The sequence below is a fragment of the Arenibacter sp. ARW7G5Y1 genome (genome assembly GCF_003201775.1).
Lineage (GTDB): Bacteria > Bacteroidota > Bacteroidia > Flavobacteriales > Flavobacteriaceae > Arenibacter.
The window spans coordinates 36,110-50,438 of sequence record NZ_QJJZ01000017.1 but is presented as its reverse complement, the minus strand read 5'-3'; the positions used below and the strand labels follow the sequence as shown (position 1 = coordinate 50,438).

Genomic DNA, 14,329 nt, shown 5'->3' with positions numbered 1-14,329 from the left:
ATTTAATAGATAACGGGATTAACCCTGACCATTTCATTAAAAAATAACAGTTTATAAATAAATTTTATGTGTGGTAAAGAAGTTGACCTTATAAAGGCTTTAAAAAATTGCTTTATCTACCTGTTTTTATTTATCTCTTGTACGGATAAGGAGTTGAGAGTAGGTGAAGTTGCTGTTATTCCAAAACCGCAAGAACAAGTTATTGGAGAGGGGTATTTTGAGTTTGATTCAAATACAAAAATAGCAGTGGAAAATGAAGAGCAACTGAAAATTGTTGATAGGATTTTAACTAGGTTTAAGAAGCTTTCTGGTTGGAAACCAATCGTATCCATCTCAAATAATGGAGACATAAATTTTATTACTGATTCCTCTTTGCCTGCTGAAGCATATGTTTTGAATGTTATGAATGGAAAAATTGAGGTGAAAGCAGCATCCGGTCCAGGTTTTTTCTATGCTATGGAGAGTATGAAACAATTGTTCCCTGTGGAGTTTTTTGGTAAAGACTTAAATAAGCCTATTAGATGGGGTATACCTGTAGTATATATTAAAGATAGGCCAAAGTTTGAATGGAGAGGTTATATGCTGGATGTTTCCCGTCATTTTTTTGACGTGGAACAGGTAAAGGCGGTTATTGATTTTATGGCCGAATCAAAATTAAACCGTTTTCATTGGCATTTGACAGATGATCAAGGGTGGCGTATAGAAATTAAAAGTTTTCCAAAACTTACAGAGGTTGGGTCATGGAGAGTTGATTACAATGTTACGGATGAAACAATCTCCAATTGGTTTGGACGACCAAGGCAGAAACAAGGTGAAAAAGCTACATATGGCGGGTTCTATACACAAGATGACATTAAGGAAATTATTTCTTATGCAAAGGATCGATACATAGAGGTAATCCCGGAAATTGACATGCCTGGTCATTCCCAAGCCATTGTGGCCTCCTATCCAGAATTAGGATGTGTCAATGCCGAATACACTGTTGCCACCGGTGGAGTGGTAAGAAATAATACACTAAACCCTGGAAAGGAAGAAACCTATGAGTTTGCGGAAAATATGTTAAATGAAGTGATGGACCTGTTTCCCTTTGATTATATACATATAGGTGGCGACGAATGCAATAAAGAGCAATGGCGGGTTGATCCTGATGCTCAACAAAAAATCTTAAAAGAAGGCCTGAAAAATGAAGCGGAACTGCAAAGTTATTTTATTAAGCGCATGGAGGAAATTATTAATGCCAGAGGTCGCAAAATGATTGGTTGGGATGAAATTCATGAAGGAGGATTAGCTCCAAATGCCACTGTAATGAGCTGGAGAGGTGAGCTGGGTGGAATTAGTGCAGTCAAATCGGGGCACGAAGTAATAATGACCCCGTCAAATTTTTGTTATATAGACCTAAAACAAGGGCATGATGACTTGGAACCAAATTTGGGATACTCAGAACTTTTATTGTCAACTTCCTATAATTATAAGGTTGTTCCCGATAGTCTCACAGCGCAAGAGGCACAACTAATTAAAGGAACCCAGGCAAATATGTGGACAGAATCCATAAGTGATTGGGGTAAGCTTACCTACATGACATTTCCCAGACTCTTTGCAATTGCAGAAAATGCTTGGACAGAACATTCAGAAAAAGATTGGGATGATTTCAGCGATAGACTTTTGAAACAATTTGAAAGAATGGACACCAAAAATATTAGGTATGCTGTTAGTGCGTTCAGTCCATGGATAGACCACGAAGGCAATGGGAAAAATATCAATATCTCATTAAAAACGGAAGTCAATGGGCTCGATATTCGATATACTCTGGACGGTACTACCCCCACTAAACAATCTTTAAAATATGAAGGAACATTTATAATAGACAAAACTAAAGATGTAAAGGCAAGAGCCTTTAAAAAGGATAAGCCAGTTGGCTATATTTCCAATTTAAAATTCCCTGTTCATTTAGCTGCTGGAGCTAAAGTCCTGGACCATTCTAACGATAATACCCAGGAATTGCTCAAGTTGACCGATTTGAACTACGGGAGGCTAAAACAGGAAGATCCATCTTGGCAATATTTATCAAATAATGCAGAAGTGGTTATATACCTTGACTCTATAACAGCCTTGGACGAACTGAAATTTGAGGCCCTTAGGTATACCATATCCGGAATTTATGCTCCAACAGAAGTCGAGGTATCGGGCTCCATAGATGATTTTAACTATACCCCCTTGGGCAACATGTACATGCCTGAAGCTGGGATACAGGGAAGAAATAAGGTTGAATACCGTATACCATTATCGAAAAACAAAGTAAAGAGTATTAAAATCAAAGTAAAAACGCCGTCTCCAATACCAAAAGGGCATCACATGGCAGGCAGTAGTAGCATTATAGCAATTGATGAATTAATTCTAAACTAATCACAAAGCAAAATAACATTACTACGAACCATTTTTTAGGAAGAAATAACTCTCAAAATAAGATTCCAAAACTAGAAAAAGGGAGATAAAAATAGACAATACTTTTTTGATTTCCCTTGGATGATTTTTTTATAACTGAATGGCATCAAATGGTTATGGAAAATGTTGATCTAATTTAAAAACATTTCCAGAAAGAAGATGTTTCATGCTGGTTGAGGTATATACCAAAATTACATGGAAGGATATGTCTTTACCCATTTTGAAGTAACCAAGTAGATCATTGCAAATTTGAAAATAGGGATTTCACTTCTTGAAAGGGAAGGGGTGGTCTTGAAGGAAATATAAAGAGGTTTCGTGCGACTTATAACGGTAGATCTCGGACGAATTCAAATCAATTTTTTGAGAGATTTAGTTAAATGTTGGAAGTAAACAAAGTTGAATAATAAACCAAAATACAAATTATGAAATTTTTTTATCGCAAAGGATTAAATCCTCCTTTAACCCGGAAACTGAATCTAAAAATTATGCTCACAGAATGTTTTATTTTAACAATCATTCTCAGTGCCCATGCCAATGTCACCAATCCAGGCATAGTCAATAACTTAAATAAAAAGGGAATTGAAGTCAATTCAAAGTTGCAACATATAATTAATGGAGTAGTTATGGACGCTTTTGGCGTCCCGTTGCCTGGTGCAAGTATTTTGGAGAAGGGCACTACTAACGGAGTTCAAGCTGATTTTGAAGGTGAGTTCCAAATTGATTTAGCTAGTAAGGATGCTATTTTAGTGATTTCTTATCTAGGATTTGTAACACAAGAAGTTGAGGTGAACGGACAATCAAGTGTCACTATAACTATGGAAGAAGATATTGCTAATTTGGATGAAGCAGTAGTGATTGGATACGGAGAACGAACCAAAAAATCGATTGCAGGATCTATAGAACAAATTTCTGGTGAAGTTTTAGAAAATCGTCCAGTTACAAATGTGTTGAACGGCCTGCAAGGAGTTATGCCCGGCCTTACTGTAACAAGGAGTAGTGGAACACCAGGAGGGGAAGGTTATGCGCTAAATGTTAGAGGTTTAACCTCCATAAACGGAGGTAATAGTCCTTTAGTGTTAATTGATGGTACAGAAGGAGATCTTAACCTCTTAAACCCTAATGATATTGAATCGACTACTTTGTTGAAAGATGCTTCGGCTTCCATTTACGGAGCCCGAGCGGCAGGAGGGGTTTTATTAATCACTACTAAAACTGGTAAAAAAAATAAAAAAATTAGATTTTCTTATACTACCAATTATTCCACAAATGTTGTTTCAAACTTAACGGAAAGAGTTAATATAAAACAATGGGTAGAAATGGATTGGGAAGCAAAATTGGCTTCTGGATCGATACCTCAATTTGCAGGGGGAGGTACCTTGGAGGAAGTTTTAGCTAAAATTGATGCTAAAGCAGAGCCCGACGACATTGGAGGCAATGCCTATTTGTTTTATGAAGATGTAGATTGGGATTCAATACTCTTTGATGACGGTATTCAAACAAATCACAATATTTCCATTGATGGTGGAGGAGACCGTTCAGATTATTCAACATCTTTTGGGTATACAAGAGTTGATGGTATATTAAGTGATGGTTGGGATTCTGATGAACGCTATAATTTAAGATTAAATCATGGTTACGATATTACTGATCACCTACGTCTTGAATCTAAAATTTCTTACAGTCGTTCTAGAACATTGGAAGGTCCAAGAGGTTCGAGCAACGTATTTGCTCTAAGAAACAAAATGTTTACATGGTTTCCAGTCTATACTTTAAGTGGAGATACCTATGGTGAACAATGGGGTTTTGAAAACCCAAAACAATGGGCAAGTAAAGACCCTGGTAAATCTACACGTATTAGAGAAAATCTGGATGGTAATTTTAAGCTAAGTTATAAAATATTCAAGGATTTAAAACTGCAAAGTCAAGCAGCAATAAATAGAAGAATTGGAAATGACGAGCACTTTAGGAATATAGTGCCTAGAACTAATTATAATGGTACGCCGGCAGGCTTTTCTCAGAGCAAAACTGAATTGCAATATTGGAACCAAAATTCAACTTATAAAAATTTCTCATTGTATTTTGACTACCATAAAATATTTGCAGGGAAGCATGATATTAGTTTAATGGGAGGTACGAGTCATGAAGAAAATGAAAACAAAAGTTTTTGGGCCAGTAGGGATAATTTTTCCCAAACAGAAGTACTTAGTCTAAATCTAGGCAGTACCGAGAATATGCTAAATAGTTCTAATGCAAATCAGTGGGCCATTCGATCTTATTTTGGAAGATTAACGTATGTTCTTGATTCGAAGTACGTAGCAGAAATTAACTATCGTAGAGATGGGACCTCTGTATTTTCACCGGAAAAAAGATGGGGTGATTTTGGGGGGCTTTCTTTGAACTGGATAGCTTCCGAAGAAAGGTTTATAAAAAAATTAAACACATTTGATTTCTTAAAAATAAGGGCTTCATATGGTACTACAGGTAATCAAAATTTAAATTCAGCCAATCTATATGATTATATAGCACTCATAAATATTGGTGGGGTATATCCCTTTGGTAATGGAGAAAGGGCTCAAAGCGCCACAGAAGCTGGTTTGGTTTCTCAATCTAGAACATGGGAAGATTTGGAAACCGCTAATTTAGGACTTGATTTTGCTTTTTTAGGTTCCAGATTATCGGGTTCATTAGACGTTTATAAAAAAAATAATAACAATATGTTATTGGGGGTTAATTTACCTTCAGTTTTAGGAGGTTCTCCTCCAGCCAAAAACATTGGAAGTCTAGAGACGAAAGGATTTGAATTTAGTTTGAAATGGGCAGAGGCTTTGTCTACTGATTTTTCTTATGGTATTAGTGGATATTTGAGTGACAACACCAACATCCTGGTAGATCTAGATGGAAGAGACTTGATTAGCAGTACTAGAGAGGGGTACGCATTAGGCACAATATGGGGATATGTTTGGGATGGAATTATTCAAAATCAAGTTGAATTAAATGAATATAAAAAATTAACAGGTATTCCTAATGACATACAAGTGGGCGATGCGAGATATAAAGATATAAATGGCGATGGAAAAATTTCACTATATGACGATCAGGGAAATGATGGAGATGTTGTTGATTTAGGAACCAATGCACCTAGATATAGTTTTGGGTTTAATTTATCTGTAAAATACAAGGATTTTGATTTTAGTACTTTCATTCAAGGGGTTGGAAAAAGATCTGTATTCTATGAGGGTGCATTTGCTATTCCTTTTGAGCAGCCATGGTGGCAACCTTTAAAAAGATTCTACGGAAATACTTGGCAACCAGATAATCAAGGAGCCAAATATCCAAGACTTACTACAGGAGGCACTAGATATTGGAATTACAGAACTTCAGAAAACACTAGGGTTAACGGTGCTTATGCACGATTTAAGAACATTACCCTTGGATATTCTCTGCCGCAAGAGGTACTGGAGAAACTAAATATTAGCAAGCTTAGAATTTATTTCAGTGGGGAAGATTTATTTACTATAGATAGTATGACTGGAGGATATGATGCAGAAAACACCAATGGTTCAGATGTGTTTTATCCATTTACGAAAAGATATTCACTTGGTTTAAACTTAACTTTTTAATAAAGGAGAAATGAAAAAAAGACTGACAAAAATAATAGCATTGTTTGCCGTATTGGCATTCATGATGAGTTGTGATAAGGAATTGAATTTGTATCCCTTGGATCAAGTTTCCGATGGTTCTTTCTGGAAGGTTCCTAGTGATTTTGAAAAAGCCGCTAACGCTTTTTATGGCGGTTTGCCTGGAGCGAGCGGAGGTTATGATCAAGATTCCGATATTGCTGTTGGAGGAAGTTCCAACACCATAAGCAATGGGTCTTTGATTATTGAAAATGGCCCGGGATGGAGTGGTCAATACGCTACTATTAGAGGGGCAACTAGATTAATTGAACGTTATGAAAGTGCATTGGATATACAATCAGATATTGAGAGATATGCGGCTGAAGCACGTTTTTTTAGAGCAATGACTTATCATAATCTGGTAAGCACATTTGGTGATGTTCCTTTGGTAAAAAGGGCTCTAGATTTAGACTCTGAAGAATTGGATGCCCCAAGGGCGCCAAGAGCCGAAGTTGTTGACTATATATTGGAGGATCTTGATTGGGCGATTGCACATTTGCCTTTAGAAAGCGAATTGGTTTCAAGTGAAAAGGGAAGGGTGACAAAGGGGGCCGCTTTGGCGTTGAAGTCTAGAGTATTTTTATTTGAAGGGACATGGTCAAAATACCATGGAGGAGGTGATTCCAACGCTTATTTTAGTCTGTCCATTGATGCCTCTCAAAAGTTAATAGAATCTGGGGAATATGAACTTTATACTGGAAGTTCGACAAATTCGGCATATAGATTTTTGTTTTTAGAAGAGGGTGAAGGTAGTAAAGAGTCAATTTTAGCCAGACGGTATAATCGCGATTTAGAAATTTTCCATAATACCACAAGATTAGTAATGACATTCTATAATGCGCCAACAAAACAATTGGCAGATATGTATGTTTGTTCAGATGGCTTACCTATAAGTGTTTCCCCTTTGTTTCAAGGTTATGATTTAATGACATCTGAATTTGAGAACAGGGATCCGAGGATGGCCCAAACAATGTTAGTGCCTGGAACAGAATTTGATTATTTAGGTTTGAGAACTTTTATACCGAGTATTGGGGGAACCAATGAAAGTACACCTAGTGGGTATATGCCCTTTAAATTTGTCTCGGATAATTCGGAAGCTCAATTGGGAAAAGCGTATAACGATTATATGGCTTTTAGGTATGCGGAGGTTTTACTAAATCATGCAGAAGCTTTGTATGAGAAAAATGGGAGCATTTCTGATTCAGACTTGAATTTGACTATTAATAAATTAAGAGACCGTGTTGGGGTGGCTCATCTTACAAACAGTTTGGTAAATAGTTATAATTTGAGTATGCTCGAACAAATTAGGAACGAAAGAACTGTGGAGTTAGCTTTTGAAGGATTTAGGTTTAATGATTTAAGAAGATGGAAACAAGCAGAAAACAAACTTCCTGTAAACTTATTAGGTGTGAAATATACAGGTACGGAATATGAAAATTCCCCTCCTAATGATGTTAAAACTATTCAGGTTGATAGTGATGGATTTACAATTGCTGATGATGCTATTCGAAGATCATGGGATGATAAACTTTATTTGTTTCCTGTACCCGTTGAGCAGATTCAGTTAAATCCAAATCTTTTACCCCAAAACCCAGGATGGTAAATAATAAAATGAAATTAAAAATGTTCAAAATGAAAAATATACTATCAATATTCGTTGTGCTATCTCTAGTAATTATGGGTTGTGAAAAAGAGCTCGATTATCAAATTAAAATTGATAATCGACTTAAAGGAAAAGATCAACTTTTTTTATCGCATGTTAATCCTAGTACAGGAGTTGATTATACAACTGAGGAATTGGCAGCGTTGGAATACGACCCACAAAAAGAGGATTTTTTTACCGGTCCTATTGATTTAACACTAGCTGCTGAATCTAAACTCCTGAATATAGAGGTCATTAATAACAATGAGGTTATTGAAACCATTAACAATTTTACGGAGGTGAACGGTTTATATGAAGCAACATTTAGCTCAACAGTCGGCGATCTTGGAGTTGGTATAGGCGAAAGTTACCCTATTACATTTAAATTTACTTATGACAATTTGGGTGAAGATGGGTTCGATTATAACGCTGTACTATTTTTAGATTTTTTAGTCAGGGATAACTCTCCCAATTTAGCTTTACATAAGCCCTCTAGGGCCTCTAGTGAAGCTTATGGCACTTTTGCCGCTACGGCAAATGATGGAAGTACAAATTCAAATTATCCCAACATTGTCCACACGGCTGATCCAGTTGGTGTAGATAGTTGGTGGGAGGTGGATTTGGAGGATATTTATTCTATCAGACAGATAAATATTTATAATAGAACCGATTGTTGTAGTGAACTCTTAACTAATTATCATGTATTTATTTCTGAAGAACCATTTACAGATAATAGCGTTGCTGCAATTCAATCTCAGCCAGGTGTTACCGATATTTTTCAAACCTCAATTGCGGGTCATCCAACTAAACTAACAGATATTAACGTTATGGGAAGGTATGTTCGCATACAATTCGACTCAACTGATGCGCAGTTTCTTGAAATAGGTGAAGTAGAGATTTATTAAAGCTTAAAAAATAATCATTTGGTCGTTAATATTTAGTTAGTTATAATAGAGGCTGTTTATGTGAAAACAGCCTCTATTTTTTTATTTCAAAATTGTAAAAGGCAAATAAACTAATAGCAGTTGTTCCTTCCGATTCAGATTTCTGAATATATTAAAATATGCAATCCATCAAGGGTGTTATTTGTACATTATGAGTTTAAGAAGGTTGTCTTTATTCGGGTTCAAAGAGTTAAGGGTATTGATCCTTGGAGAAACTAGAATAAAGATTTTTATTAAAGAAAGCTCAATCATACCGTATATTTGGATACATCGAATTTGATGATTTTGCTTACCTGATCATAGTACAATGCCTTTTTAATACCCTTGCCCTTTAGTTTTGAAATCCTTTAGGTCTTGAACGGGTGGTCTGTCCTTTATAATGTTCCGTTCAATATCCCTATTGTATAATGCTCTTAATCTACGTTGCGTTATGCCGATTCCACCATTCTTCCTGCCAGTTTAAAACATGAAACAATTTTTTCCCAGAAAGGAAAAACAGCATCGTTTATAGGATTGTTGTCCACCCGGAATTGCTGACCAAAATCATGTAAGTTGAAAAATTCCTTTCCAAATTCAAGATAGGCATAGACCTTTAGTGCCCGGTCTTTATTTCAACAACAGCCTATTATTATGAATCTATTTGGTGTTTTTTTAATAAAACAACCCGTATGTGAATCCCATGGGCTATAAAGATAGTATAGAGTATCTATTACTAAGGTATTGCGTTACAGGCAAACAAAAAAGATTTACTAAATTGGCCTGTAAAATAAATATAGTCAATAACTATATTGAATCGTAAGTAATTATTTAATGTTTTGTATCCCAATAAATAAATATAGATCAATAATACTAGCCTTACTTCTTTTTGGATTGGTGAGTTGCGAATTCCTGTCTCAGCAAAAAAGCAATTCGGAAAACAGAGAGGAATCCAAATCATTAGCTGTGAAAAATCGCAATAACAACAATTTACCAAGCATTAACGATAGTCTTATTTTTCAAAAAGTCAAGCAAAAATTTGTTTTTGCTGGCGGGGAAGATATTCCATTGATCCCATATAGCTCCAAACATATATTTGATGACCATTCCTCTATTATATTCGTTGAATGGCTTGATGGGAACCATATCATAATGATGACTGAGGAATATGAAAAACCTAATAAATTAATTGTTCTAAATACCAATACAAAACAAATTAAGGAATCTGTTCTCCTCGAATTATATAAAACCTATGGTGCCATTTCTAGATCTAAAATATATGGTTTATCTCCTAAAAAGGACTATTTCCTTTTTTCAATTGGAGGAAATGGTAATACTTCCTTTAAACTGATTGCCTTAGATTTAAAGAGTTCCATAACATATGAAATAGAGGATTTTATAAAGGATAGACTTATTATATATAAAAAAACCAATCAATTGCTCCCTCCTGAGGGAAAGGATTTTTCATTTCTACCAAACTCCATAAGCTCTTATGGGGTATTTTCGTTTACCGATGACAATGGTTTCCAAATAGAACATTCACAAGCAAACTATGATGAAAAAAATGATGTTCAGAATTACTATACTACCATCAAGTTTCCATCACTACAAAAAATAATTTCCAAACCAAAAACAGGAACTATAGATTTTCCAACAATAGATTCTTATGGGATGAGTGATAAGGAAGTTGAAAAACGTTTATACTTTACAAATTTTTATACATCATTGCCCTTAAAGTTTGAAAACGGAAAAATATACAATGCTCCACCAAGTAATATTGGAGCTTCTTTTGGGTTGCAGGAAATCAATAATGATGATAAAAGCCGGTATTCTTTGATTCCCTTCCATTATTATTTAAACCCAAAAACTTTAACTCCAAGTTTTGAAGTTGAAATAAATTCAACTATAAACTCTATGAGCAGTAAAGAACAAACAAGATACACAGGTTTGTTGGTGAATGATAAAAATAATTTTGAGCTGAAAAAAGTACTCGTTCACGGCGTAGGAGTCCAACATCTGTACAAAAGGAAAGACGATTTTTTGATAACTTCCATACTTTCTGACAAAAAGGATAATCATCTGGCTGTATGGGACCTAAAGACAATGGGGAGTTTGGCTGTGCTTAATTTGGAGCCGAAAACCAATTATATGAAAGGACTGTTTTTTGATGCAGTGAACAATCAAATTATTGCAGTACACTCAAATCCTGCCAAAATATTCTTTTGGGATTATCATCCCAAATAGATGATAACCCATTACCAATGTATGTTTGGAATAATTGCGGGAAAAAAGACAAAACATAAAATAAAGGGTAACTAATAACGATCATGTTCTCCTATGAATTGGTGCCGATGAGGCATAGTTTTTAATAAGAATAAACAATAGGAGAACTAGCAATTATAGCTATTTTTTGGGACAGGCGGCTTATACGTATAAATCGGGCAAATTATATGAAATAATCCGAGGAAAGGATTATGATATCAAATGGTTAAGTCTTGGCTATGGTTGCTCAAAAAAAGAAGACAGCATTTATTTGTATGAAAGTGAATGTTTTATCAAGACCCATAATGGACTGTAAGCACTAATTACTATATTCAGTGTTGTAGCCATTTTGAAAATTGAACGCTAAATGAAAACCGAATATCTAAATAGTATCAAGAAACAATTTGAATATTACAAATCTGTTGGAGAAAAAACATTTGACCAATTGAATGAAAAAGACCTTTTTTGGCAATTTAATGAAGACTCGAACTCTATTGCTGTAATAGTAAATCATCTTTGGGGAAATATGAAATCTCGTTGGACTAATTTTTTGACTACTGACGGAGAAAAAGAATGGCGGAATAGAGATATGGAATTTGAATCGGTTATAAAAACCAAAGATGAATTACTTGAAAAATGGAATGACGGGTGGAAATGCTTATTCAAGGCGTTGGACTCGGTAAATGAAGATAACTTTGAAACAAAAGTATATATCCGAAATCAAGAACATTCAATTCTCGAAGCAATAAACCGACAATTCGCTCATTATCCTTATCACATTGGACAAATCGTATATATCGGAAAAGTAATAAAAGGAGACGGATGGGAAAGTTTGACTATTCCGAAAGGGAAATCGAATGAATTTAACGAAGAGAAATTTTCAAAAGGAAAACACAAAGGACATTTCTCTGATGATTTAAAACAAGAATAATAACTGGCTACAACAACATAAGCTATGTAAATCAATAGTCCATCCCCATACATATGAGACCCTGCAGTAACTATTTTGTTTTAGATGGGTCCATAATGTTGATTTTGGGGTGTGGAATTGGTGGCGACCGTTCCAAGGATTTTTTATGTTCAATTAAATGTTTCATGGTTATTCCAGACTTGGTCTATCTGGATAGGCTATGGCATTAATACACTTTACGGGCATACCCGACCTAACATTTGAGTGGCTTGCAAAGTTTATAACGGTACATTCCATCAACAAAGATGTGCTAAAGTAGATTTATATAGAATAACTGGTATAGAAAGAAATGGTGTTGCGGCTAAGGACCATAGTGAACAAATATATTCCGCCGTAGCTAATTCCAATCCAATTATATTGCCCTTGGTTCATCTTGCGAAGATTGTACGCAACTATTTGGTTGAAAAATCAATCTTGGATTTTTTTTCAAGGAAATATGATATTCTTCGAACTTAAAGGTATTTCGGAGACCTAGGCGTTAGGGATGGAATTTTGCAAAACGATCCTCAAGAATACAATCCGCAATGGATGGTTCAACACTTTTTACCTTAAAATTGACCTTCTTGGCCTTGGCTGATCTTACTTTTTTCCAAATTGTGAATGGAGTCCATATCCAATGAACGTGTTTTTTTTGAAATATACATCCCATGAAGGATTACGAAGATGGTGCCTCCTGCAAAACAAAGATTCAATACGAGTATTATGCTTATGATCTGTGACATGATATAGGGTTTTTGGGTGTTATACAAATGTCGAAAATAGGGGAAGCTGGGTGTTATACAATTTTTAAAATAGGTTATATAATTATTCTAAAATGGACCGTTTAAAAACTGTAAAGACTATTCTGTTTGGTATAAATAAAAGTCAGTTTAAAGGCTATGGCCGTAATTCCATTTTAATTTTGAATGAAGATAGGGAGTATATACAGTGGTTGGATATGGAAATGTATAAATGGTAACATTTCCTGCACAATCGGTTTGAATGAATATGGCGTTTCCATGGACAACACCATGCCACTGATGGTGTTCCGGCAGTAAATGGAACCGTTGACCTATCTAGTTGAACACTACCCAAGTATTGGTAGAATTGTGTTTTCCTTCTATCACAATTTTATAAAATCGGGAAGGAAATTTACGTAAGTCTATTTTTGTACTATTACGGCTCCCTTTTACTGTTTTAACCAATTTAAAATGGTCGTAATTACCATTTTTAAAACCATTTTCCGTACTTAGATAAATTTTAAGTTCTTTATCCCTATTATAATTCCTCCAGTTAAGGGTTAAGTCGTTGCCTTGAACACTCGCCTTTAAATTACTCACCGAAAGTGGTCCGGTAATGGAGACCCCATCAATTTCAAACGCCCTGTTACGCTCGGGGTTGATTTCCAAACTTCTGAGCATCGCCGGCAAAATATCAACTATACCTGGGGTTTCGTTTTTAAAATAGTCATTTAAATTATCGGCGTTGGTAATGATCCAGGTCAGGCGTTCCCTGTCGGATTGTCCACCATGCCCTTTGCCCGTTTCCTTGTTCCTGCCATGATCTGTAGTGATGAATATCTGCCAATCTTCGCCATATTTCCCTCGTCTAAATTCCATTGCCTTGTATATACGCCCTATTTGTTTGTCCATTATGGTAATGGCATTGTGAAATTGTTCGCTATCCCCGTAACGGTGCCCCATATCATCTGTATATTCAAGATACACCCATGAAAGATCTGGACTTTCCTCTATTATATACCTGGCGGCTTCATCAACTACCATTTCATCTATTTTATGGATGTAAAGCCGGTCTTCGTCATGTGGAAAATTTATGGTGTCCAATTCAAAGCCATCAAAATGATAGTTTAATTTCAGGTAATTGGTTTGAGGAAGGCTCTCCCCGATTAATTTTGTTCTATTGTCCAACCATGTAGAGAATATAGCTGTTTTTAATTCTGGCCTGCTCTCTTTGGCATATCTGAAAATTGTCCAATAATTGTAATTGGGATCTTCGATACTGTTGCCCCACACATTGTGTTTATTGGCCCAAGTACCGGTTAACAGACTGTTGTAACCTACGGCGGAAATAGTAGGAGTTTCAGAATAACTATCCTTAGTTCCTCCTACATAGGCACGGGTATATCCCCCTTTCTTGGCAATGGTATCGAGGTGGGGTGTTTCCACGTTTTCCAAAACATCAGCAGAGATACCATCAACTATAACAAACATTATTTTGGTGTTCTGCTTCTGTCCGAAGAGGGTGGAGTAGTAAATAAGGCTGATTAAAATGAGGCTATAAAGTTTCAAGGTACTGATTGTTTATTGGTTTTTCTCAAGGTGTATGATAGGTATAAATATACTTTTAATTTTACGGAATGTTATTTTGGATTGGAATTAATTTGTAGTGGATATTTTCTAAGATTGTATTGAATTTT

Annotated in this window: 9 protein-coding genes; 7 read left to right on the top strand and 2 right to left on the bottom strand. The window is 35.5% G+C overall.

All coding sequences use genetic code 11. The features are described from left to right. Window positions 1–66 precede the first annotated feature (66 nt). The 6 genes from C7972_RS19835 (at window position 67) to C7972_RS19810 (ending at window position 11,874) form a co-directional block, all read left to right on the top strand. A complete protein-coding gene (locus tag C7972_RS19835; protein ID WP_110357912.1) occupies window positions 67–2,403 on the top strand; it encodes a beta-N-acetylhexosaminidase in 2,337 nt (778 codons plus the stop codon). 461 nt (window positions 2,404–2,864) lie between these two features. Continuing rightward, the gene (locus C7972_RS19830) at window positions 2,865–6,062 is read left to right on the top strand and encodes a TonB-dependent receptor (RefSeq protein ID WP_110357911.1); all 3,198 of its coding nucleotides are present in this window, start codon (window positions 2,865–2,867) and stop codon (window positions 6,060–6,062) included. A gap of 10 nt (window positions 6,063–6,072) precedes the next feature. Next, window positions 6,073–7,722 carry a RagB/SusD family nutrient uptake outer membrane protein gene (locus C7972_RS19825; RefSeq protein ID WP_110357910.1) on the top strand — a complete coding sequence of 550 codons (1,650 nt, stop codon included), beginning with the start codon at window positions 6,073–6,075 and terminating at the stop codon, window positions 7,720–7,722. Between the two features lie 29 nt (window positions 7,723–7,751). Then, window positions 7,752–8,666 carry a discoidin domain-containing protein gene (locus tag C7972_RS19820; RefSeq protein WP_181422945.1) on the top strand — a complete coding sequence of 305 codons (915 nt, stop codon included), beginning with the start codon at window positions 7,752–7,754 and terminating at the stop codon, window positions 8,664–8,666. A gap of 981 nt (window positions 8,667–9,647) precedes the next feature. Further along, a complete protein-coding gene (locus tag C7972_RS19815) occupies window positions 9,648–10,925 on the top strand; it encodes a hypothetical protein (RefSeq protein WP_146216356.1) in 1,278 nt (425 codons plus the stop codon). Window positions 10,926–11,310: 385 nt separating this feature from the next. Continuing rightward, window positions 11,311–11,874, top strand: a complete 564-nt coding sequence (locus C7972_RS19810; protein WP_110357907.1) for a DUF1572 family protein — start codon at window positions 11,311–11,313, stop codon at window positions 11,872–11,874. 587 nt (window positions 11,875–12,461) lie between these two features. Here the strand turns inward: C7972_RS19810 and C7972_RS23930 are convergent. Continuing rightward, a complete protein-coding gene (locus C7972_RS23930) occupies window positions 12,462–12,635 on the bottom strand; it encodes a hypothetical protein (RefSeq protein WP_181422944.1) in 174 nt (57 codons plus the stop codon). Window positions 12,636–12,727: 92 nt separating this feature from the next. Here C7972_RS23930 and C7972_RS23925 point away from each other — a divergent pair, with 92 nt between their 5' ends. Further along, window positions 12,728–12,871: a hypothetical protein gene (locus tag C7972_RS23925; protein ID WP_181422943.1), complete on the top strand. Its 144-nt coding sequence runs from the start codon at window positions 12,728–12,730 to the stop codon at window positions 12,869–12,871. Window positions 12,872–12,968: 97 nt separating this feature from the next. Here the strand turns inward: C7972_RS23925 and C7972_RS19800 are convergent, their stop codons facing one another. Next, window positions 12,969–14,123 (bottom strand): alkaline phosphatase family protein, encoded by a 1,155-nt coding sequence (locus C7972_RS19800; RefSeq protein ID WP_110357942.1) that lies wholly within the window; start codon window positions 14,121–14,123, stop codon window positions 12,969–12,971. Between the last annotated feature and the right edge of the window lie 206 nt (window positions 14,124–14,329).